The organism is Desulfovibrio mangrovi (assembly GCF_026230175.1).
In the GTDB taxonomy this organism is placed as follows: Bacteria; Desulfobacterota; Desulfovibrionia; order Desulfovibrionales; family Desulfovibrionaceae; genus Halodesulfovibrio; species Halodesulfovibrio mangrovi.
Window position 1 is genome coordinate 15,864 of the sequence record NZ_CP104208.1, and the last position, 22,645, is coordinate 38,508.

General features: G+C 58.7%; 21 protein-coding genes. 10 read left to right on the forward strand and 11 right to left on the reverse strand.

The features are described from left to right. Positions 1–18 precede the first annotated feature (18 nt). The gene (locus N1030_RS00055) at positions 19–588 is read right to left on the reverse strand and encodes a GNA1162 family protein (RefSeq protein ID WP_265826913.1); all 570 of its coding nucleotides are present in this window, start codon (positions 586–588) and stop codon (positions 19–21) included. A 150-nt stretch (positions 589–738) separates the two neighbouring features. On the opposite strand from N1030_RS00055, the gene N1030_RS00060 reads away from it, so the two are divergent. Both N1030_RS00060 and N1030_RS00065 read left to right on the forward strand, forming a co-directional pair. Next, positions 739–1,722, forward strand: coding sequence for an MJ1477/TM1410 family putative glycoside hydrolase (locus N1030_RS00060; protein ID WP_265826914.1), 984 nt, complete (start codon positions 739–741; stop codon positions 1,720–1,722). Positions 1,723–1,877: 155 nt separating this feature from the next. Next, entirely contained in the window at positions 1,878–3,005 is a 1,128-nt protein-coding gene (locus tag N1030_RS00065) for an HDOD domain-containing protein (RefSeq protein WP_265826915.1), read from the forward strand. Between the two features lie 124 nt (positions 3,006–3,129). On the opposite strand, the gene proC is transcribed toward N1030_RS00065, so the two are convergent. The 6 genes from proC to N1030_RS00095 form a co-directional block, all read right to left on the reverse strand. Further along, entirely contained in the window at positions 3,130–3,927 is a 798-nt protein-coding gene (gene proC / locus N1030_RS00070) for a pyrroline-5-carboxylate reductase (protein ID WP_265826916.1), read from the reverse strand. Beyond that, the gene (gene ndk / locus N1030_RS00075; protein ID WP_265826917.1) at positions 3,927–4,346 is read right to left on the reverse strand and encodes a nucleoside-diphosphate kinase; all 420 of its coding nucleotides are present in this window, start codon (positions 4,344–4,346) and stop codon (positions 3,927–3,929) included. The genes proC and ndk overlap by 1 nt, the downstream gene beginning before the upstream one ends. A gap of 76 nt (positions 4,347–4,422) precedes the next feature. Beyond that, positions 4,423–5,736 carry a divergent polysaccharide deacetylase family protein gene (locus tag N1030_RS00080; protein ID WP_265826919.1) on the reverse strand — a complete coding sequence of 438 codons (1,314 nt, stop codon included), beginning with the start codon at positions 5,734–5,736 and terminating at the stop codon, positions 4,423–4,425. A 108-nt stretch (positions 5,737–5,844) separates the two neighbouring features. Continuing rightward, positions 5,845–7,134 carry a S41 family peptidase gene (locus N1030_RS00085; RefSeq protein ID WP_265826920.1) on the reverse strand — a complete coding sequence of 430 codons (1,290 nt, stop codon included), beginning with the start codon at positions 7,132–7,134 and terminating at the stop codon, positions 5,845–5,847. Between the two features lie 29 nt (positions 7,135–7,163). Next, a complete protein-coding gene (locus tag N1030_RS00090; protein ID WP_265826921.1) occupies positions 7,164–8,330 on the reverse strand; it encodes a murein hydrolase activator EnvC family protein in 1,167 nt (388 codons plus the stop codon). Then, a complete protein-coding gene (locus N1030_RS00095) occupies positions 8,327–8,989 on the reverse strand; it encodes an endonuclease III domain-containing protein (RefSeq protein WP_420842848.1) in 663 nt (220 codons plus the stop codon). The genes N1030_RS00090 and N1030_RS00095 overlap by 4 nt, the downstream gene beginning before the upstream one ends. A gap of 249 nt (positions 8,990–9,238) precedes the next feature. Between N1030_RS00095 and N1030_RS00100 the strand changes: the two genes are divergently transcribed. Further along, positions 9,239–9,631 carry a hypothetical protein gene (locus tag N1030_RS00100; RefSeq protein ID WP_265826924.1) on the forward strand — a complete coding sequence of 131 codons (393 nt, stop codon included), beginning with the start codon at positions 9,239–9,241 and terminating at the stop codon, positions 9,629–9,631. 101 nt (positions 9,632–9,732) lie between these two features. On the opposite strand, the gene N1030_RS00105 is transcribed toward N1030_RS00100, so the two are convergent. Next, entirely contained in the window at positions 9,733–9,921 is a 189-nt protein-coding gene (locus N1030_RS00105) for a hypothetical protein (protein ID WP_265829125.1), read from the reverse strand. On the opposite strand from N1030_RS00105, the gene hgcA reads away from it, so the two are divergent. Continuing rightward, positions 9,920–11,053 carry a mercury methylation corrinoid protein HgcA gene (hgcA, locus tag N1030_RS00110; protein ID WP_265829103.1) on the forward strand — a complete coding sequence of 378 codons (1,134 nt, stop codon included), beginning with the start codon at positions 9,920–9,922 and terminating at the stop codon, positions 11,051–11,053. The two genes, N1030_RS00105 and hgcA, sit on opposite strands and share 2 nt — an antisense overlap. An 8-nt stretch (positions 11,054–11,061) precedes the next feature. Then, a complete protein-coding gene (hgcB, locus tag N1030_RS00115; RefSeq protein WP_265826925.1) occupies positions 11,062–11,355 on the forward strand; it encodes a mercury methylation ferredoxin HgcB in 294 nt (97 codons plus the stop codon). Between the two features lie 93 nt (positions 11,356–11,448). Here the strand turns inward: hgcB and hrpB are convergent, their stop codons facing one another. The 3 genes from hrpB to N1030_RS00130 form a co-directional block, all read right to left on the reverse strand. Further along, positions 11,449–14,031 (reverse strand): ATP-dependent helicase HrpB, encoded by a 2,583-nt coding sequence (gene hrpB, locus N1030_RS00120; RefSeq protein WP_265826926.1) that lies wholly within the window; start codon positions 14,029–14,031, stop codon positions 11,449–11,451. 93 nt (positions 14,032–14,124) lie between these two features. Continuing rightward, positions 14,125–14,787 (reverse strand): substrate-binding periplasmic protein, encoded by a 663-nt coding sequence (locus N1030_RS00125; RefSeq protein WP_265826927.1) that lies wholly within the window; start codon positions 14,785–14,787, stop codon positions 14,125–14,127. Between the two features lie 314 nt (positions 14,788–15,101). Next, on the reverse strand, positions 15,102–15,950 hold the full coding sequence (locus N1030_RS00130; RefSeq protein WP_265826928.1) for a substrate-binding periplasmic protein: 849 nt from the start codon (positions 15,948–15,950) through the stop codon (positions 15,102–15,104). A gap of 231 nt (positions 15,951–16,181) precedes the next feature. Between N1030_RS00130 and N1030_RS00135 the strand changes: the two genes are divergently transcribed. The 5 genes from N1030_RS00135 (at position 16,182) to nuoF (ending at position 22,626) form a co-directional block, all read left to right on the forward strand. Then, a complete protein-coding gene (locus N1030_RS00135; RefSeq protein WP_265826929.1) occupies positions 16,182–16,706 on the forward strand; it encodes a universal stress protein in 525 nt (174 codons plus the stop codon). A 342-nt stretch (positions 16,707–17,048) separates the two neighbouring features. Beyond that, entirely contained in the window at positions 17,049–18,848 is a 1,800-nt protein-coding gene (locus N1030_RS00140; protein WP_265826930.1) for a formate--tetrahydrofolate ligase, read from the forward strand. A 373-nt stretch (positions 18,849–19,221) separates the two neighbouring features. Further along, entirely contained in the window at positions 19,222–20,139 is a 918-nt protein-coding gene (gene folD, locus N1030_RS00145; RefSeq protein ID WP_265826931.1) for a bifunctional methylenetetrahydrofolate dehydrogenase/methenyltetrahydrofolate cyclohydrolase FolD, read from the forward strand. 60 nt (positions 20,140–20,199) lie between these two features. After that, a complete protein-coding gene (locus N1030_RS00150) occupies positions 20,200–20,730 on the forward strand; it encodes an NADH-quinone oxidoreductase subunit NuoE family protein (RefSeq protein ID WP_265826932.1) in 531 nt (176 codons plus the stop codon). Between the two features lie 9 nt (positions 20,731–20,739). Beyond that, complete coding sequence (gene nuoF, locus N1030_RS00155) at positions 20,740–22,626, forward strand: NADH-quinone oxidoreductase subunit NuoF (RefSeq protein ID WP_338033318.1); 1,887 nt, start codon at positions 20,740–20,742, stop codon at positions 22,624–22,626. Positions 22,627–22,645: the final 19 nt, after the last annotated feature.

A 22,645-nucleotide genomic window follows, 5' to 3' on the forward strand; every position in this document is an offset into this window, starting at 1 on the left:
AATTGTCCTGTTGCGGGCTTATTGCTTATTCGCTGCTGCGCTCAGTTCCTGAACGGCCTTCTGGCAAAGCTCCTGCGTCAGCATATTGAGCGAAGTGTCGCAGCCGTAGAAACAGCCACCGCTTTCGGTCATGGAGGCCGCCCAGACCACTTCTCCGGTCTTCACATCCATCATGCGGATGTTCACGCCGACCACGGGGCTCTGGTCCAGTCCGCGCTTGTAGCGGAACTCGCTGACCGAACCGTAGAAAACAGTGTCTACGCCCAGAGTCTGACCTGCACGGCGTGCGACGGTCTTGTCCAGAACGTATTCAAGGTCTTCTTCGCCGCCTTTGAATGATTCCAGCATTGCCGTGGATTCAAGGAAGGTATAGCCCTTGAGCCCATAAAGCTCCGTGGAAAGAATGTCGCTCACGATGCGGCCCGCGTTGGGGTGGGCAGTCAGGTTGACCAGCGGCAGCACCGCAGCCGTGCGTTCACCGGATGGCATGGCGGCTGTGTTTACATAGTGCTGCTGGTGCGAAGCGGTACATGCGCTCAGCGCTCCGAGCATAAGGACTGTTATGATGCAGCGTATGATAGTGTTCACGGTTTTCCCCTTGTCTGATTCTGATGTATAATTCATAGCTCCGGTAGATTATATTTGCAATAATATTAGTATAACAGATGGACTCTTTGCAGATGAAGCATTTACTGGCATTGGATGATGCGTTTTGCGTGGAGCATGAGGAGTGTGGGTATGGTGGGCAGATTCAGTTTGTCGTGCGCAATTCTTTTTGCGGTTATTGTTGTTATTTCAGCAGGATGTGGCGGTGTTCGGGAGTCGGCAAAGCATGGGGAGGAGGGGGGCACGGTGAGTGATGCCACTGAACGTGATGTGCAACCAGTGCGGCAAGTGCGTATAGTCCCCCGTCCGGATAGCTGGGCCATATGGCTGCAGAAGGCGCAGCCGCAGGTCGTTGCCGCCTCGGCAACTGATCTTGTCGTGGTGGATTATTCCGCGGATGGAACGGATGCCCATGCCTTCACCCCTGCCGAAGTGGCACTCATGCAACGCGGCGGACGCAAGGTGCTCTGTTATTTTTCCATAGGCGAGGCCGAGAGCTATCGCTTCTACTGGAATGCACAATGGAAGGAAGCGCCTCCCGCGTTTCTCGGTGCCGAGAATCCAGACTGGCCGGAAAACTACAAGGTAAAGTACTGGCACGAACAATGGTGGGATCTGGCGCTCAAACCCTACATGGACAGGATTCTGGCTGCGGGCTTTGACGGTGTGTACCTCGATATTGTGGACGCCTACTGGTATTGGTTCGAGCAGGGGCGCGAGCTGGAAACGTGCGCATCAGACATGATCCGGCTGGTTGTCCGGATCGGTAACTACTTGCGCCAGAAAGGAGGCGCAGACCTCATCATCTGTCCCCAGAATGCAGAGGGAATTTTCAACGACGCTCCCGAGGAGGCTGTAACCCGCTACCTGAAGGCCATCGACATGATCGGGGTCGAATCGTTGTTGTTCAATGTTACCCCCGAAGACAGCACCTATCGCACCGAGATGCTTGCCAGAGCTGCGAACGCGGGCAAGTTTGTGCTGAATATCGAGTATATTCCGCTGGAGCGCATGGATGAGTACCGCCGTGCCCTGTCCGCCTTGCCCTTTGCGCCGGTGCCATACCGTGCCGAGCCTGACCGCGCGCTTGACGGCCTTGCTTCGCAACGCCCCTGAGTCCTTCTAACATACCGGCATTCTTTTGACTCCCACCGGAAAGTATTTCCGATGGGAGTTTTTTATTGTGGCGTAACATAGCGTAGTAATTTGAGGTCACTTATTGAGAATGATTCTTGCATAGTTTTTGCCGGCAGTTTTGCCGGGAGGGGATCATGCAGATATTGCAGCGAGATGATGCGAATCAACAAAGTGCGCTTGCCAAGGCTGAGCGTATTGTTGCGCGTCGTTTCCGTTTTTTTGACGCGCACCCTGTGGGCAGCAGGGACAGGGAGCTTGTGGAGTGTATGCGGCAGGTTGCCGTTGATGACGCAGAAATCATGCTGCAGCTGGATATGGATGCTTACGGAATTGAACGGCCTGTTCTGGATGCGCTTCCAAGGTCCGGGGGCTTGTTGCGGGGGCGTTATACGCCGGAATCACTTGTGCAGGGGCGCTTCAATCTGGCTCCCATGCCCGGCGCTCTGGCAAGCCTTGCCGAGTTTTCGCGACATTCCGCAGGCAGCGCAGACGCTCTGGCCGATATCATCAGGCACGATATTGTGCTCACATTGGCCTTGCTGCGTCTTGTGAACAGCCCTCTTTATGCATCCGGCAGCAATCGCCAGAATTCCGTGGGCTCTGTTCGCGATGCAGTCGACATGGTGGGCAGCAGACAGCTCGCCAGTCTGGCCTTTGCGGCAGGGCAAATGAGCAATCAACGGGCCGTTTCCAACGAATTGTCCATGAGGGAATTCTGGCGGCACTCCCTGATGGTTGCCGGTCTTGCCCGCAGCCTTGCCATTCGTGCGGGTTTTGCCGATCCGGAGCGTTTTTTCACGGCAGGTCTTCTGCACGACGTGGGGCGGCTCATGCTGGTGGAACGGCTCGGGCGGGAGATCATTGGTATTTACGGCGAGGCCTCAGCACAGGATATGCCCTTCCAGATGGCAGAGCGCAATGCGCTCGGCTTCGATCATGGCGCTGTGGGAGCAGCAGCCCTGCAGGCGTGGGGGCTGGATGGCCGTCTGGTGCAGGCAGTGCGGGAACACCACAGTCAGGACATGTCCTCCGGTTATCCCGAATATGCCGCCGTGGTCGGCGTTGCAGATTTCATGGCCCGGGCTCTCGGCTACACCTATTGGACTGACGAGCATGTCATGCCGCCCGCCAACGGCGCGTGGCGCATGCTCGGAATTTCCCTTCGCGATCTTTCGGACGTGGCACGTGACGCCTACGGTGAGATGGAGCGCGCGTTGCATATGTTTGCCCCGGATGGGGGGGGCAACCGGCATGCCGCATAGGCGGCTGCAGGATTACCTGATCACCGGGCGCTGCGGCGGCACGGAAAAATCAAAGGGGCGCGAACCATACGGTTCGCGCCCCTGCACACATTCGATACCCCCCGTCACTTGGGTATTTCTGGTGCTATTTGCTCATCTCGAGGCCGCGTTGGCGGGCTTCGAGGACAGCGTCGATGATATTGCCGCGCACTGCCGTACGGTCAAGATGGTTAACGGCGGCGATGGTAACGCCGGCCGGGGAACAAACCATCTCGCGCAGAACGGACAGATGCTGGTCGGACTCGTCAGCGAGCTTCACTGAGCCCTTGAAGAGTTTGATGACCATATCCGTAGCGTCCTTCCGTGTAAAGCCTACGGTTACGGCAGCTTCCACCACGGCTTCCATGAAATGGAAGACATAGGCGGGACCGCAGCCGGCCACGGCAGTGAAGGCGTTGAACTTCTTCTCTTCCAGCACCAGCGTCTGGCCGATGGCGGAAAAGATGTCTTGAACGGCTGTACGCTGGTCGTCCTTCAGGTCTGCATCTTCGAAACACAGGGCAAAGATGCCTTCTCCCACCATGGCGGGGGTATTGGGCATGCAGCGCACAACAGGGCACGCGCCCTTGCTGTATTCCTTGAGCGCCGCCTGCGAAACGCCTGCAGCGATGGAGATGACGACCTTGTCTCTGGTCAGGGCCTGAGCGATCTTGCCAAGAACCGCTTCAACCATGTCCGGCTTGACGGCAAGCAGGATGTAGTCCGCCTTGGCGGCGACATCCAGTTCGGAGTCCAGAGGCATGAAGTCCATGACGTCCCGAAGGGCGGCAAGCGCGTTTTCGTTACGGTCAAAGCCCGCAAAGGCCAGACCTTCCTTTCCCGCAAGTCCCTTGAGGATGGCGGAACCCATGTTTCCGCACCCGATACAGCCGAATGTTTTCATTAACCGATCATCTCCAGAGCGTTGAAGAAGTAGCTGATTTCGAATGCCGCGGTTTCAGGGGCATCGGAACCGTGCACGGAGTTGGCTTCAAGGTTCACTGCGAAATCCTTGCGCAGGGTGCCTTCGGCCGCGTTGGCAGGGTTGGTTGCGCCCATCAGTTCGCGGTACTTGGTAACGGCGTCTTCACCTTCCAGCACGGAGCAGACGACGGGACCGGAGCACATGAACTCAACGAGGCTGCCGAAGAAGGGACGTTCCTTATGCACGTGATAGAAGCCTTCGGCCTGTTCACGGGTGAGACGGATCTTCTTCATGGCAACAACGCGGAGACCGGTCTTCTGGATGCGGTCGAGAATGGCGCCTTCCAGATTGCGTTCGGTCGCGTCGGGCTTGATGATGGAAAAGGTTCTTTGCAGCATGACAGATATTCCTCCGATTGAATACGTATTATCGTAAGGGCATCCGAAGCAGCGATTGCCGGATGCCGTTCCCACATCATTTCGGCGAAAGCGAACCCACTGTGACAACTGTGACTGCCTTGTTGCGCTTTGCCTCCCATTGTTTGAGAGCGGCGAGCGTTTCAGGCAGCGGGTGGCCAATGGCAATGGCCTCTCCCGTTGTCAGGGCAATGCGTTCCGCCTTTTCGAGCTGGTGCACGATGCTGGAAACGTCGCGGATAACGTCTATGAAGACGCTGCGCTTGTATGCGCGGAGTCCGGCGTTTCGTGCCTCGGCAAACAGTTTGGACTTTGAGTGTGTCCAGCTGTCCAGCACGAACAGGTTGTGCTTGCGCAGTTCTTCCATTGCAGCCTGCACGGCTGCGCGGTTCTGCGTGAAGCGTGACCCCATGTGGTTGTTGATGCCCACGGCTTCGGGAACCTTTGTCAGGTTGTCCGCAATGACCGTGTGAATCTGGTCCGGCGTCATCTGCACGAACACGGTGCCCGGGCCGGGGCGTACCTCAGGGTAGCCTTCCGGTTCCATGGGCTGGTGAATGATGATCTCCTCTCCATGTTTCGCGCCCAGTTCGGCCACTTGCCGCGTGTGGGTAGCACGGGGCCAGATGGCAAAGGTCACGGGGTAGGAGAGGGCGACCAGCTTTCGCGCCGCGCTCACGCTTTCGCCAAGGTCGTCAATGACAATGGCGAGTCGGCCGGACCCCTTGGGGGTCTGGTGTGGGTCGGGGGCAGGTCCGGGAGCCGGAGTCGTGCCATATTCATCGGACGGAGGAACCGCTGAATCTGGCGCTGGTTGTGGTGTGGTGGGTTCCGGACCCTGCAAAGACGTTTCCTGCGCGAGGGCTAATTCGTGCGTGGTAACGCCGTGCACGGAGATGGAATAGGTTGACTCGGTGCTTTTGGTCAAGGTGGCATTTTGTGCCCATATGGCGAGTGATGTCGCTATGGCATTGGCAATGTCTTCATTGGGCGCGCCGGAAAGGCGTATGCGCTGGAAATGGTACTCCTGACTGCCTGCACTCCGTAACTCGATTTCTGCGAGTTCAATGGAGTCCTGGTTGAGCGCAAGGCCGCCGAGTGCCTGCAGCAGGGCATAATCGATTTTTTTGACACCCTCTTCCAATGGAGCGTCCAGAGCTTCTTCATAGGGCAGGCTGGAAGCATCCACCTGCTCCCGTACGGCAGTGCCGTTGACCGTGGTGCGGGCCGGGGAGGGCTTGTTCTCCAGCATGCCGGTATCGCGGAGGGTTTTCAGCCCCAGACCGAGCGCTACGATGAGGACAAGGCAGCATATTGCGCCCATGACGGGCAATACCCAGCGGGGAATGGAGGAAGGGGTCGGTTCGGTCATGAATTTCGTCGATGTCTGTTCTGCTGCGTGGCCCGCGTGAGGGCCGGAGCGTCATATGAACGGGGCGCGGATAACCGCGCCCCGGATCAAGTCGTATCTCAGTTGCTCTTAGTGAATGGTCTGGATTCTGGGCAGGGAGCGGACCAGCTGGAGCGCGAGGCGCAACTGGTTGTCGCGGCCGAGAGCCTCGGTGGCTTCTGGGCTGCGCTTGAAAGCGGGTTTGCCGCCCTCTCCATCGCCGTTGGGGTTTTCCAGGTGCCCGCTCAGGTCCTTCTCGCGCATGGTGCGGCGGGGGAGTCCTTTTTCATCTTCGCGGGGTGCTTCAAAGGGCATGAGAATGTCGGGCTGAATGCCTTCCGCCTGAATGGACGTGCCGTTGGGCGTGTAGTAGCGGGCAATGGTCAGCTTCACCGCGCCGCCGTCGTTCAGCGGAATGATGTTCTGCACGGAGCCCTTGCCGAAGCTGCGTTCGCCCACGAGCAGGGCGCGTTTCTGGTCGCGTAGGGCACCGGCCACGATTTCCGAGGCCGAAGCGGAGCCCGCGTTGATGAGCACGGTCATGGGCACGGTGATGTCGGAATCCTTCGCGGTGGCGTTGAATTCGCGGCTGTCCTTGCCACGTCCGCGGATGGAGACAACCACCCCTTCGCTCAGGAAGGCGTCGGACACGCTGATGGACTGGTCGAGCAGGCCGCCCGGGTTGTCACGCAGGTCGAGAATGATGCCCCGCAGTTCGTGGTTCTTGGTGTAATCGGCAATCTTTTCGTAGAGTTCGTCGGTGGTGCGTTCGGAGAAGCGCATGAGACGTACCCAGAGATAGCCGTTGTCCAGTTCGCGGGTCTTTACGCTGAGAAGCGGAATAACGTCGCGGACGAGTTTGACTTCACGTGGTTCTTTGTCGTTCTTGGAGAACACGGTCAGAATCACCTGCGTACCCTTGGGGCCCTTGATCTTGGAAACGGCTTTGCCGAGGGACATTTCCTGTGTGGGCTCGCCGTTCACTTCCAGAATCAGGTCGCCGCTCTTGAGGCCGCCCTTCCATGCTGGGGTGTCTTCGATGGGAGCGACCACCTTGAGGATGCCGTTTTCATCTTGGGTAATTTCTATGCCGATACCGAAGAACTCACCGGAGGTGGTTTCCTGCATCTCCTGATGTTCCTTGGGGTCCATGTAGGTGGAGTGCGGGTCAAGAGACTGGAGCATGCCGCGCATGGCACCGTCGATCAGATCCTTCCGGGTGACGTCGTTTACGTAGAAACGTTCCACCATGTCGAGCACCTGGCTGAAACGTTTGAGAGAATCGAATTTACTTTGGTCTTCTGTGGCCAGACCGGGCACGCAGGAGAAGGCGAGAACTGCCAGAGAGGCCGCGGAAGCGACCCACATTGTCATGCGCATTACAGATCCTCCGAGAGACTGTATTGTATCTAATTTAAAGCTGTTAGCCACGGTTCAGGGTTAATGGCTTTTTGGTGAAAACGCAATTCGAAATAGAGGCCCGTGCCTTCCACGCGAGGAAAGTAACCTGCTGTTCCGAGCGTCTGACCTCTTTTGACATCTTGCCCTACTGTGAGGCTGCTGTCAGCAAGATATGCATATAATGAGTAGTATTCAGCATCATGCATGACGATGACAACACGGCCGAAACCGCGCAGTACGTCGTTGTGCACCACCTTGCCGGGAGCCACGGTCTGCACGGTGGAGCCGCTCATCAGCGCCATGCCCAATCCGCGGGTGGGCGGATTGCCTTCCGGTGCATACCGCAGGGCCAGCATGCCGCGGGCCGGCCACGGCAGATTGCCTTTGTTCAGGGCGAACTTGCCCTTGAGTTCCTTTGAAGATTCGAGACGGTAGTTGAGATTCTGGATGAGCGAGAGCACGTTCTTGAGTTCGGCTTCCGCGTCCTCCTTCTGTTTGCGTACATTCTTGAGTCTGCTGTTGTAGGCAAGTTTGTCCCGCAGAATACGGTCCTTGGATTTGTTGACCGACGCGAGGCGTTCACGGGCCGTGCGTTCCAAGTCCTCCTGCTTTTTCAGAACCGAGGCAATTTCCTGCTGCTGTTCGGCAAGCTGCCTGTTCTTCGCATCAATGGCCGCATATATGTGGCTGGACCATTCAAAACGCCGGTCGCTTTCGTGCCAGTCCGGCAGGTTCACCCCGCGTCCGGCACGGCTTTCGATGTAGAGTGGCCACATGGCGTTCAGCAGGTCTTCCAGTTCCCTTTCGGTCTTGCGGCGTTTTTCCAGCAGTTGGGCATGGCTTTTTTCAGATTCGGCCCGCTTTTGCTCAATGTCGCTCAGGGCGGCTTCCTGTTTGCCCAGATCGCGTTCAAGCGATTGGATTCTGTCTTCTGTTGCAGCGAGCTCCTTGTGCAGGGTGCGTTCCTTGTCCGTGAGCTTGCTCAGGGTCTTTTCCGTGCTTTGGGCCTTTTTCTTCTGGGCCTTCAGGTTGGCCTTGATGTCGGAAGGTTCTGCCGCGTGCAGCGGAACAGGGAACAGGAACGTCAGCAACAGAAGCAGAACGGCATAGACGCCGCAATGCGAAAGATCGCGCCGGAGCGGCAGGGAAGCCGTTGGGGAAGGCTGGCGCATCATGGCCGGTCTCCTTCCAGAAAGCTTCCAAGGGGGCACTCCTCGCAGCGGGGGCTGCCCTTTCTGCACCACTCCTTGCCAACGCGGACAATGAGCGCATGGAATTCATTGAAGAGGGCGACATCGTGGGGCAGAACATCCATGAAGAAATCCCTCAGGGTATGGTAATCCGTGTCTTCGGGGACAAGGCCATGGCGCGAGAAGATGCGCAGCGTGTAGGCATCCACCACGAAGGTGGGCAGGCTTGCCGCATACAGTGCAATGGAATCCGCCGTTTCCGGGCCGATGCCTTTGACCGAGAGCAGGGCCTTGCGGGCCGATTCCGCGTCCAGATTGCCGAGTCTGGTTATGTCGCTTTCACAACATTCCTGCAACCAGAGCAAAAAAGCCTTCAGACGCTTGGCTTTCATGTTGTAGTAGCCGGAGGGCCGGATGAGCTCTGCAAGCTCGGCATCGGGAAGGGCGAGCATGGCATGCGGCGAAAGGCTTCCGCTGGCAGTGATGTTGGCTATGGCGCGTTCCACGTTGCCCCAGTTGGTGTTCTGGGTGAGTATGGCGCCTACGGCCACTTCAAACGGAGTTTCGCCGGGCCACCAATGGCTCGGACCCAGCCGGTCGAGCATGGACTGGTACATGTTGAGGAGGAGGTCTGCGCGGCTCATATGGGGTGGCATGCTATCTCTTCCTGACACGCGTTGCAACAGGCTCATCATCTTTGCGGCGGCGAGAGAGGGGGTTGCCTCCTGTCGGATACGGTATTACTTTCCGGACTCCCATTCCGCATGGTCACTGCTCCTGCCTCCCTTTTGCGGGGGGATGCGGGGTAAGAGCATACGCTTTGCGACAGCAGCGAAGATGCGGCCAACGCCTTGCGCGGATGACGAGTTCATCCGTTTCTTTCAGAGGGTTATGTGAAGCTGTTCAATCTGTTTGCGTCGCGGAAGTCTTCGAAGGATGCTCCTGTTGAAGAATCCGTGTCTGTTGCCGCATCAGGCGGTTGTTCCTGTAGTTCCGAAACCGAAAACGGGGGCTGCGCCTGTGCCGAGGCGGCCGGCTCCGAAAGCACGGCCTGTCTGTGCGCAGAAAATCCGGCTGCCGCGCCTTCCGGCTGCGCCTGTTCTTCCAAATCGTCTCCGACAGCCGGTGGTAACGGCTTGCAGTTGAAGCCCTATGACCCCTTTACTGCGCAGGGAGCAGCTCCCTTTGTGAGCGAGGCGGCCAAACCGGCAAAGGACAACGCTCCCACGGAAAAAACGGCAGACAGTTCCGATGATGCGGCTTCTGCCGGTTCGGGCTTCTGCTGAGCACCGCCCGCAGGGTCCGGTTTCGGATCCTTGGAGCCCTTTACGATGGCCGGGCAGGCGTTTACTGTGCAGGATTCCGGCCTGTGCTGCAGTGAACCGTCTCAATCCGCACCCGTTGCAGCAAAGGCGGCGACCGACGTGGCGTCCTGTTGCGCGCCGGGTGCGGCTGCTGAACTGAAACCTTTGCAGCCTGTGGGGCAGGCGGGGTGCAGTTCCGGCTCGCAGGTTTCCGGTTCCTGTTGCAGCGAGCCTCCCAAGGCTTCGTCATGCTGCGCTCCCGATCCCTTCATTTCACCCCTTTCCTGCGATACCGCCTCTCCGGACGCGGAACCCTGCTGAGGCCCGCCCCCGCGACCTGAGGCCAGGTCGTTCGAGCGTGCGGGCTACTCCGTATATCCGTGTGTCACGCATTTCATGGAGACACCGGCGGGCGATGTGCCGTGTATTTCCTCTAAGTGGGGCTGGCAGGATTGGGCCGGTACCGTATTGGCCAGATTGGGCGTTACACGCAATAATTACGCCGTGTCCCCCGGGCTGTACGCTGTAGGGAGTCCCGACGCGGATTCTCCCGTGATTGTTACCGCCAACTACAAACTGACATTTGATATAGTGCGCGAAGATCTTGCCGGACAGAATGTCTGGATGGTGGTGCTGGATACTCGCGGCATCAACGTATGGTGCGCCGCCGGCAAGAACCTGTTCTCCACGGCGGAGATCATCAAGCGAGTGCAGCGCGTAAGGCTGGACAAGGTGGTGAACCACCGCCGCATCGTTCTGCCGCAATTGGGCGCTCCCGGCGTGTCTGCGAAAGAGGTGCGCCGTGCAACCGGCTTCAGCGTGGTCTACGGTCCCGTCAGATCGGCAGATCTGCCCGCCTTCTTTGCGGCAGATCTGCAGGTCACGCCGGACATGCGTATGGTGACTTTCCCGCTCAGGGAGCGCGCCGTGCTCATCCCCGTGGAGATCATGCTGCTCTGGAAGACGCTGTTGCTTGCCTTTGCCGTCATGTTCTTGCTTTCCGGCATCGGACCGCACATCTTCTCGTTCTCCGCAGCGGCGGGCAGGCTCGTGCCCTTTGCGTGGGCAACGCTGTTCGGCGTGCTGGCGGGACATGTGGCTGTGCCGCTTCTGCTACCCAAGCTGCCTTTCAGGCCCTTTGCCGCCAAGGGAGCCCTTGCGGGCGGTGTGGCCGTGCTGCCTATGCTGGTAGCCGTGTGGCCGCAGGCAACGTGGCTTGAACTCGTGGTGCTGAGTGCATGGACACCGTGCCTTGCTTCCTTCCTGGCCATGAACTTCAGCGGGTCCACTCCCTATACGTCCGGCACGGGCGTGGAATGGGAAATGCGCCGGGCTGTTCCGTTGCAGATTCTAACCGTTGCCGTGTGCCTCTGCCTGTGGGTTGCGGCGGCGTTTGCAGGATAGGGGGCGTCATGAAGGAATTCCGTTATATCGACGGCGTGGTGACCATTGCGCTGGACGCCAAAACCTGCGTGGGCTGCGGCTTGTGTGTGCAGGTCTGTCCGCATCAGGTGTTTGTCGTGCAGAAGGGCAAGGCGTTATTTGCAGACCGTGATGCCTGCATAGAGTGCGGCGCATGTGTGAAGAACTGTCCGGTAAACGCCCTGAGCGTTACCCCGGGTGTCGGCTGCGCCTCGCTCATGATCAAGCGCTGGCTGCATGAAAAGGGTATTCCGGTTCGTTTTGGCGGTACCGGGTGTTGTTAGCCCGGCCGTAGACAACGATCGTTAGCATGTAAGAAAAGGCGTTGCAGGTATTCTGCAGCGCCTTTTTTGTTGCTGTAACCGGATTACTTCGGCCTATCCCTGCTGCATCCGTTTGGTTACATGCCTCGTGGGCTGGGCCGTTGTCGGGTCTTCGGGCCATGGGTGTTTGGGATACCTGCCGCGCATCTCGGCGCGGACCGCGGGGTAGCCGTTCTTCCAGAAGGAGACGAGGTCGCGGGTTACCTGCAGCGGCCTTCCCGCCGGAGAGAGCAGGTGCACAAGCAACGGGAAACGGCCGTTGGCAATGGAGGGTGTTTCTTTTGCGCCGAACATTTCCTGCAGTTTCACCGGTAGAATGGGGCCGCCCTCTTCTGAATAGTCCAGTCGTATGCGTGAGCCGGAGGGCACTTCCAGATGCGTGGGTGCTTCCCTGTCCAGCCGTTGTTGCATGGGCCAGTCCAGCAGGGCCGCGATGGCGGCTGTGAGATCCAGCGACTTGAACTGGCTGCGGCGGGTAATGCCGGAAAGGAAAGGGCCGAGCCATTGGGGCAAGGTTTCGAGCAGGACTGCGTCAGACAGGTCTGGCCATGGGGAGGCGCAGGTTTCGGTCTGTCCGCTCCTGTCATCAGAGTCACAAGCTGTGATGTCCAGCATGTGCAGGAACATGATGCGGGCGCGCAGGGCGTTGGCCTCGTCCGTCCATGGCAGGCAATGCAGGCCGATGGAACGTATGCCCTCTATCACGGCATCCGTCATGTCCGTACCTGTTGCCGTAGAGAGGGGGGCGTCCGCGAGAATCAGCGTTCCCAGACGTTTCTGAGTGCGGGCTGCCACGGCTTCCGTCTTGCTGTCCCATATCACGAAAGAGCCTTCCGTTATGGAGCTGGCGAACATCTCTTCCAGAACGGTGCAGGAGACGGGGGCGGCGCGCCAGATGCGGGCCCGTGCCGCGTTGCCGTCCAGTTCGGCCACGGCAAGGAAATCTTCTCGGGCAAGTGGGTCTTCAGGCGGGAGATACGCTGTTTTTCCGCCGGATAGCCGGAATATGCCGTTGCCACGCTGCTGGGCTATGCGGTCGGGGTAGGCAAGTGCCATACATTCGCCCGCTGCTTCCGGTTCCGCCCGCCGTATCGGATGGTCGGGCAGGGTCTGGCGGACAATGTGTGCGATATGTTGCACGGCGTCCGCAAGACGACTCTTCCGCTTTCCGGTTGCCGGTTGTGCTTTGCCTTCAACCATGCCGGAACATTCCGCCACGCGGTGGCGCATGTCCGCGCCGGTCTGGCTGCTGTCGCGGTCGGAAAGCAGGGCGGCTATGACACAGGCCGTGCCGCCTTCGCCGTGCCGTGCGGCAGTGAGAACCATGTGGGCAAGGCGGGGATGCAGGGGCAATGCGAGCTGTTCTCTGCCGTGCGGGGTGATGCGCAGCCCCTCGTCCAGCGCCCCCAGATCGCGGAGGAGCGCGGATGCCTGCTGAAAATTGCCTTGCGGGGGCGGGGTGAGCCACGGAAGGGAGCGTGCGCCTTCATATCCGGCCACTCCCCATGCGGCCAGTTCCAGCACCAGCGGGGCCAGATCGGCCTCTGTAATCTCCGGCGCTGCGAAGGCGCGCAAGGAGTGTTCATCGGCTGCATCCCACAGGCGGTAGCATATGCCGGATTCCAGACGTCCTGCACGGCCTTGCCGTTGCGTGGCTGCAGCAAGCGATACGCGTTCCGTGACAAGGCGCGTCATGCCGCTGTTGGGATCGAAACGGGGCAGTCGTGCAAGTCCGCTGTCCACGACAACGCGAACGCCCTCAATGGTCAGGGAGGTTTCCGCAATGCTGGTGGCCAGAACGACCTTGCGCGTGCCTGCTGGTGCCGGAGCGATGGCGGCGTCCTGTTCGGCGGCAGTGAGATCGCCGTAAAGCGGGTTGACGGAAACGTCGGCAGGCAGCGTGCTCTTCTCCAGCAGTTCCCCCACGCGGCGAATCTCGCCTGTTCCGGGAAGGAAGACGAGTACGGACCCCGTTTCCTTGGTAATGGCGTGCCTGATGACAGCGACCATATGTTCGGTATCCAGATATATGCCTGCACCCTGCATGTGGCGTCGTGGGGCGGGGGTGTGCCGGACCTCCACGGGGAAGGAACGGCCTTGACTGGAAATGATGGGGCAGGGGGCTCCCTCCTGTCCGAGCAGGGCGGCGACGGGCGAACAGTCGAGCGTGGCGGACATGACCAGCAGGCGCAGGTCGTCGCGGAGGGCTGCCTGTGATTCGAGGCACAGGGCCAGACCGAGATCCGCATGGATGCTGCGTTCATGAAATTCGTCGAAGATGACGATGCCGTAGTCTGAAAGTTCGGGATCAGACTGCAGCAGGCGGGTCAGCACGCCCTCCGTGACGACCTCAATGCGGGTTGCGGAACAGACGCGCGTTTCATGCCGTATGCGGTAGCCCACGGTGTTTCCCGCCTCTTCGTTTAGCGAGCGGGCCATGTATCTGGCCGCAGACCGTGCGGCAAGACGGCGGGGCTCCAGCATGAGAATGCGGCGTCCGTTCAGCCAGGGGGCATCCAGCAACGCAATGGGCACGCGGGTTGTCTTGCCTGCGCCGGGCGGGGCATGGAGCAGGGCGTTGGGGGTGTGGGCTAGACTTTCCAGCAGTTCGGGCAATATGGAATCAATGGGAAGCATAGGCAATGGCTACCGTTTTGTTCGGGTGATGATGGGGGATACCCGAAACACGGCTGCCTGAAAAGGGCGCTGATGTGCCCTGCCGGCGTCCGGTTAGTTCGTGTAACGCCGGACAATGGCGTCCACTTCTCCCTTGGCCTTCAGCGTGTTGAACGTCTCACGGAATGCCTGCACGATCTTGGGGTTCGTATCCCAGTTGAAGGCGAAATAGAGATCAAATGCATCAAGCAGGTAGACTCGCTCGTAGTCGTCGGGGTTGCTTCCCGCCTGTCTGATGAAGTAGCGGGCAACGTTTTCATCATAGGCCCATGCGTCCACCCGGTCTCTGTTGAGCATGGCAACGATGCTTGTGGCGTAGGGATTCTTGACGATCTTGCTGTCCAGATACCCATGTTTGAGCAGCATGCTGTGAGCAATATCATCCTGAATGGTGGCAATGGTGTAGTTGTTCAGTTCGTCAGGCGAGCTGATTCTGATTTTCCGGTTCTTGCGGGCGAGTACCACGATGGTATTGGGGGCGAAGGGGCCGACCCATTGGAAAAGGTGTTCGCGTTCAGGACTTCTGTTCATGGCAAACAGACAGGTGTCCGGCACTTCCAGCACAGTCTTGTATCCCCTTGCCCAAGGCAGGAGGCGGATGCGTTGGTCGTTTTCCGCCACGTTCATGTTGTTGAGCACGGCTTTCAGAATTTCGATGGACATGCCCTTGAGTTTGCCTTGCTCCACGTAATTATAGGGAGGGTAGTCTTCAGTCATGAAAACGATGTCTTTGATGGAGGTGGCATGTGGTCCACGCGGGGCCTGCGGGGGGATCCCGTCGGGGGAAGCGGCTGATGCGCTCGCTGCAAGGCATAGGGCGATGAATATGGCGACGAGCAGACAAAGGCCGGATCTCTGTATTGTGGTGGCAGGCATGACAAACCTCAATGGTAAATGGTTTGTCCTACTATAACCTGAAAAAGGGGGGCTTGGGCAACGCATCAAACCGGATGAGTGAAAAATATCATCCCTGCAACCGGCTGGGCGGTGCGGGAAAATGAAGAGCGTTTCTTTACGTGCGGGGAGGCTGGTCAGGGAATGTACCGGTGAATAATGGCATCAACCTCGCCTCGGCCTTTGACGGCGTCAAAGGCCGCCTGAAAGGCTTCGACAATGGCCGGGGAAGTTTCGGCGCTGAAGGCGAAGAACACTTCGGACTGTTCAAGAACAAACACCCGTTCGAAATCCTGCGGGTTGTGTCCAGTCTTCCGTATGAAGAAGTCTGCAACGGATTCTTCATAGGCCCAGGCATCAACACGATTGGTGAGCAGCATCTCGACAATGCCCTCGGCATAGGGATTCTTGGTGATCTTGTTCTCAGGGTATCCGTTCTTGAGCAGCAGGGAGTGGCCTATGTCGTCCTGCAGGGCGGCGATGCTGTACTTGTTCAGGTCTTCAGGTGTGTTGATCGTTATCCTGGAGTTTTTTCTGGCTATGACGGCGATCGTGGTCGGCATGATGGGGCCTACCCACTGGAACAGGTGTTCCCGGATGGGGCTGCGGGTCATGACAAAGAGGCAGGAGTTGGGGGTGTTTTGCAATATCTTGTAAGCCCTGGCCCAAGGCATCAGCCGGACTTGCCTGGAGGAAACCGTTGCCTTCATCTCCTTGAGCACGGTGTTCAGGATGTCGACAGATATCCCCTTGAGCTTTCCCTCTTCCTTGTAGTTGAAAGGCGGATACTGTTCGGTCATGAAACGTATGTCGTTGATGGTTGCTTCGGCCAGAGGATGTTTGGGAGATTCAGATGATGCGACGTCAGTGGGTGTGGATGTGCGCGGGGCGGAAGCGTAGGATGCGACAACCATGCATAAGGCAAGGGCAAGGGCGGGAACTGCCGGGCGGAGTATCCGATGTGCGATGTGCCAGAGGATGTGCATGAAATTTCTCCGGATTAGCATGGAATGTATACTATATATTCACGTAATTCCCGATTAGTGCAACGGTTTTGATTGTTGGTGTTTTCTGTTGAATGATTGGCGGTGGAACTGCAGGCGGTGCGAGTGTGCCGCTTTTTTTTGTGGTGCGACCTCTTGACGTGTCACTTGCACAGGTGTACTTGGTTGGTCACTCAGTCAGTGGGCATAATCATTTTTTCGGAGGAACGTGCAATGGAACTTCCCATTCTCAATAATTTTCTTGTCCCGGTGGACGGCGGCGAATCTTCCCGCCGCGCCAAGCGGTATGCGGTGGCTCTTGCGCAGAAGTGTGGCGCCAAGGTCATCCTTTTCTATGCACATGGTCAGGTATCCGGCCGCATCGGCGCAGAAGGCCGTCAGAAGATCGTGCAGAAGAATCTTGAAGGCATCGATAAGGTATTCGGCATCTACGAAGACGGCTTCAAGGAAGCCGGCGTGGAATTCGATACCATTGTGGCAGCCGGTGAACCTTCTGATGCCATCATCAAGGCAGCCTGCGAATACAACTGCGGCATGATCATCATGGGCGCCAAGGGGCAGACCGGTGTGCGCAAGGTGCTCGGTTCCGTGGCCACCAAGGTGAGCTCTTCCAGCCCCATTCCGGTGCTGGTGGTGGGCACCGAGTGCGATTGCACCAATTCCTGCGGCAAGGAGTGCCTGTGGAAGTGGCGCTTTGAACCCGTGCCGAACCTGCAGAAAAAGCCCTGTAAGCGATAGCCACTGGCAGTATGGCTTTACATGCGCCCGGAACCGGAAGGTTTCGGGCGTTTTTTTATGCATTGAATCCGGCTGGCTGTGAATATGAGTTCAAAAAATAAAAAACAATTGATGAAATTCGTTAAAATGCTGGCGCAAAGTTGACGAAATCGGTTCGTGTAAGGTAGGTGTAAACCAGCTTGCCCGCGTTGGGGTTCCGTTGGGTCTGCGCAGGAAAAACGTGGTCAGGCTGCAATGAAGTGATCTGCTCATTGTCGGCACTTCCGTCATTGTGTTACAGTGTCCGGAGTGTTCCCGAACCGGAAGGCCGATGCCACGCTTTTCTTTGAAGGAGACGAGTGTATGCTGCTGGACGTTAACAACATCAAGATGTTGGACCCCAAGGATCACCCGGACTGGGAAGTTGCCCAGGACGCGGAGACCCGCATGAAGACCATATACAAGCTCGGTGACGAGATGGGGCTTGAAGAGCGCGAACTGCTGCCCTATGGCCATTACATGGGCAAGATTGATTACCGCAGCGTGCTCAAGCGCCTTGCGAACAAGCCCAACGGCAAGTTCGTGAACGTTACCGCCATCAACCCCACGCCGCTGGGTGAAGGCAAGTCCACCACCACCATCGGTCTTGTGCAGGGGCTCGGACGCAGGGGCAAGAAGGCATCTGCAGCCATCCGCCAGCCTTCCGGCGGTCCCACCATGGGTGTGAAAGGCTCAGCCGCGGGCGGCGGGCGTTCCCAGTGTATTCCGCTTACTCCGTTCTCCCTTGGTTTCACCGGCGATATCAACGCCATCATGAACGCTCACAACCTCGCCATGACCGCGCTAACCGCGCGCATGCAGCACGAGCGCAACTATTCCGACGAGAAACTGCTCAAACTTTCCGGCATGCCCCGCCTGAATGTCGACCCCACCCGTATCGAGATGGGCTGGGTCATCGACTACTGCGCGCAGGCACTGCGTAACATCATCGTCGGCATGGACGGCGTGAACGGCGCGCAGGACGGCTACATGATGCGCTCCAAGTTCGACATAGCCGTGTCCTCGGAAGTCATGGCTATTCTCGCCGTTTCCAAGGACCTGAAGGACCTGCGCGAGCGCATGGGCAAAATCATCATGTGCTACGACAAGTTCGGCAAGCCGTTGACGACCAAGGATTTCGAGGTGGACGGTGCCATGACCGCATGGCTTGTGGATGCCGTGAACCCCAACCTCATCCAGACGCTGGAAGGCCAGCCCGTCATCGTTCATGCTGGCCCCTTCGCCAACATCGCCATCGGCCAGAGCTCCATCATCGCGGATCAGGTGGGCCTCAAGCTTTCCGATTATCATGTCACGGAATCCGGCTTCGGTGCCGACATCGGTTACGAGAAGTTCTGGAACCTCAAGTGTCATTACAGCGGTCTTGCTCCCGATGCTTCCGTGGTTGTGGCCACGGTGCGCGCACTGAAGTGCCATGGTGGTGCTCCCGTGCCCGTGCCCGGCAAGAAGCTGCCGGAAGCCTACACCACCGAGAATGTGGAATGGGTGGAAAAGGGCTGCGCCAACCTGCTGCATCATGTGAACATCGTGAAGAAATCCGGTGTGTCCCCCGTGGTGTGCATCAACGCCTTTGTCACAGATACCAAGAACGAGATCAAAAAGATTCGTGAGCTGTGCGAAGCCGCCGGTGCCCGCGTGGCCGTTTCCCATCACTGGGAACACGGCGGCGAAGGCGCGCTTGAACTGGCCGATGCTGTCATGGACGCCTGCAATGACAAGACGACGTTCACCCCTCTGTATGATTGGTCCATGCCCATGCGCCAGCGCATCGAGAAGGTGGCCACGGAAGTTTACGGAGCGGATGGCGTGGATTACTCCTTTGAGGCAAAGGCACGATTGGAAAGTATTGAGAACGATGCCGAGCTTTCCAAGCTTGGCCTGTGCATGGTCAAAACGCACCTTTCACTCTCCGACGATCCTGCCCGAAAGGGCGTGCCCAAGGGCTGGCGCCTCAAGGTTCGCGACGTGCTCACCTTCGGCGGTGCAGGGTTTGTTGTGCCGGTGGCCGGTTCCATCTCCCTCATGCCCGGAACGGGTTCCAACCCCTCGTTCCGCCGCATTGACGTGGATACGGATACGGGTCGCGTAGAAGGATTGTTCTAAGAGGTTGCCGGGGACAGGGTGGTTTTCTGCCCCCGCAAGTATATGGGCAGGCCGGTGTCACCTCCTCACACACCGGTCTGCCTCCCCCTTTGCTCTTCGGTGTCACTACCGCTACGCCGGAATTGATGGCATATAAATGTATGGTATTCCGGTGCATGGTGGGGAATGGCTGAATATCCTCCCTCTGGTCGTTGGGGCAGCTGCGGCTGCTGGCTCGCAGCCTGCAAGCAGCCGACAGGTTGCAAATCGAACCATGGAAGGGAAGACGCCTTTCCCGTGTTCTGTCCATGAGATTGCGGGTTGACAGGGTGCCGTGTCTGGGCAATACCGTGCGCGGCACATCATCAATATATTTACGTCACGGGAGCCTGCCATGAGCGCGGAAATTATCAGCGGCACCGATATGCGTACCGCCATTCTGGAAGAGCTGGCCTCGGAAGTCGAGGCAATGAAGGCCAAGCACGGCAAAGGGCCGGGGCTGGTCACCATTCTGGTGGGTGAGAACCCCGCCTCCGTAAGCTACGTCACCTTGAAGGTGAAGACTGCCCTCAAGCTGGGCTTCCATGAGATTCAGGACAACCAGCCTGAATCCATCAGCGAGGAAGAGCTTCTCGCCCTCATCGAACGCTACAATCAGGATCCGGATATCCACGGTATTCTGGTGCAGCTACCTCTGCCCAAGCACATCAACGAAGAAAAGGTCATCTACGCCATCGACCCCGACAAGGACGTGGACGGTTTCCACCCCGTCAACCTCGGTCGCATGGTCATCGGTGGCGATAGCGGCGGCTTTCTGCCCTGCACGCCTGCGGGCATTCAGGAAATGATCGTTCGTTCCGGCACGGAAACCAGCGGTGCCGAAGTTGTTGTCGTGGGCCGTTCCAATATCGTGGGCAAGCCCATCTCCATCATGATGGGGCAGAAGGGCAAGGGCGCGAACAGCACCGTGACCATGGTGCACACCCGTACCCGTGACCTGGCCGAACACTGCAAGCGTGCAGACATTCTCATTGTCGCAGCAGGTGTTCCCGGTCTGGTGAAGCCCGACTGGATCAAGCCCGGCGCTACCGTCATCGACGTCGGGGTTAACCGCGTGGGCACCAGTTCCACCGGCAAGGCCATTCTTTCCGGCGACGTTGATTTTGCCGAAGCCTGCAAGGTTGCCGGCAAGATTACTCCCGTTCCCGGCGGCGTCGGTCCCATGACCATCGCCATGCTGATGAAGAACACCGTGAAGTCCGCCTGGATGCATCTTGAAAAAAAGACCGCTGACGGACAGAACTGCCGATAGCATTCCTCCGCGCCGCCCTGTGCATGCAGGGCGGCGTGTTCTTTTATTACCGGAGAGCCGATGAGCTGCTGCAATCATACGCATGGCGTTGCTGTGGGCTGCTGCGGAACCGCTGAAACAGCATCCGAAATCACCCCCGACCAGTGGGCAGAGGTGCATGCCGTCATTGCCCGACACAAGGACACTCCGGGCGCGCTCATCACCGTGCTGCGCGAAGCACAGGACGTGGTGGGCTATTTCCCGCCGGAGCTTCTGGACTGCATTGCCGAAGGCATGAACATTCCCGCCAGCGACGTGTTCGGCGTGGTCTCGTTCTATTCCCTCTTTTCGCTGAGTCCAAAGGGACGTCATACCATCAAGGTCTGCACAGGCACTGCCTGCTACGTGAAGGGCATCCGTGAGGTCATCAACCGGATAGCCTCGGAGTACGGTATCCGCGAGGGCGAAACCACCGAAGACCGCCGCTTCGACCTCGAAGGCGTGCGCTGTCTCGGTGCATGCGGCCTTGCGCCTGTCATGGTGGTGGGGGACGATACGCATGGGGCCGTATCCGCCGACAAGGTCCTTGAACTTCTGAAGAAGTATACCTAGGGGGACGGCATGACGGTACATACGGATACCACATCCTGCAGCAGGACTGCCCGTCGTCTGGGCGTGGCCGACCTTGCGACCATGCGCGAAGAGTATGCGGCCCGCCTGCATGCGCCGAACATGCGGCATATCTTTATTTGTGGCGGCACGGGCTGCCACGCCACCGGCAGCATCGCCGTGAAGGACCGCCTTGTGGAAGAGGTCGCGGCACGTGGCCTTGGCGAGACGGTGCGCATCGTCGAAACAGGCTGCAACGGCTTCTGCGCGCTCGGCCCGCTGCTGCTGGTGCATCCCGACAACATTTTCTACCAGAAGCTCTCTGCTGACGACATTCCCGAACTTGTGGAAGAGCAGCTCGTGCACGGCAGACAGGTCGAACGCCTGCTGTATCGTGACCCGCAGACGAAGAAGCCCATTCCGCATTTCGGCGATATTCCCTTTTTCGCCCGTCAGCAGCCGTGGACCCTGCGTAACAAGGGGATCATCAACCCTGAGTCCATCGAGGACTATATCGGGCGTGACGGGTATCTCGGCACGGCCAAGGCCCTGCTGGAGCTGACGCCCGAATCCATCGTGCAGGAAATGCTCACCTCCGGCCTTCGTGGCCGCGGCGGAGCCGGTTTTCCCACGGGCATGAAGTGGCAGTTCGCCCAGCGCAGCCCCGGTGACGTGAAATACGTGCTCTGCAACGCTGACGAGGGCGACCCCGGTGCCTTCATGGACCGCTCCATTCTGGAAGCTGACCCTCATGCCGTGCTGGAAGGGATGATCATCGCGGCCCGCGCCATCAACGCGCATCAGGGCTACATCTATTGCCGTTCGGAGTATCCGCTGGCCGTGCGCCGTGTGCAGATCGCCATTGATCAGGCCCGTGCCCTCGGTCTGCTGGGCAGGGACATCCTTGGTTCCGGATTCGATTTCGACGTGGAAATCTATCAGGGAGCCGGTGCCTTCGTCTGCGGCGAGGAAACGGCACTCATGCGTTCCATCGAAGGCAAGCGCGGTATGCCGCGTCCGCGTCCGCCATTCCCTGCGCACAAGGGGTTGTGGGAAAAACCCACCATCCTCAATAACGTGGAAACCCTCGCCAATGTTGCGCAGATCATGATCAACGGCGGCGCGTGGTATGCCTCTGTGGGCACGGAAAAGAGCAAGGGTACCAAGGTGTTCGCACTCTCCGGCGATGTGAACAACATCGGCCTTGTGGAAGTGCCTATGGGCACCCCCCTGCGCAGCATCGTCTATGACATCGGCGGCGGCATTCCCAAGAAACGCAAGCTCAAGGCCGTGCAGCTCGGCGGTCCGTCCGGAGGATGCATTCCGGAGGCCCACCTTGATGTTGTTGTCGACTATGAAGAGATTGCCAAGGTCGGAGCCATCATGGGGTCCGGCGGTGCCATTGTCATGGATGACCGCACCTGCATGGTGGATATGGCCCGCTTCTTCCTCGACTTCATTCAGGACGAAAGCTGCGGCAAGTGTACCCCTTGTCGCGAAGGCACCCGCCGCCAGCTGGAACTGCTGGAAAAGATTTGTGCGGGCAATGGCGAAGAGGGCGACATAGCACTGCTTGAAGAGCTCTCTGCCATGATCACGGAATCCGCTCTGTGCGGGTTGGGGCAGACCGCCTCCAACCCCGTGCTTTCCGCACTGCGTTACTTCCGCGATGAGTTCGACGCCCATATCACGCATAAGAAGTGTCCTGCCAAGCGCTGCGCCGCGTTGCTCGACTTCACGGTCAATGCGGAAAAATGCAAGAAGTGCGGCAAGTGCTACCAGACCTGCCCCGTGCAGGCGATTGCGTGGCAGAAGAAGGAAGTGGCCGTCATCAATCGCGATATCTGTGTGCGCTGCATGAGCTGCTTTGAGGCCTGTCCTTTTGACGCCATTGATTAGGGGCGGAAGCTCCAACTAT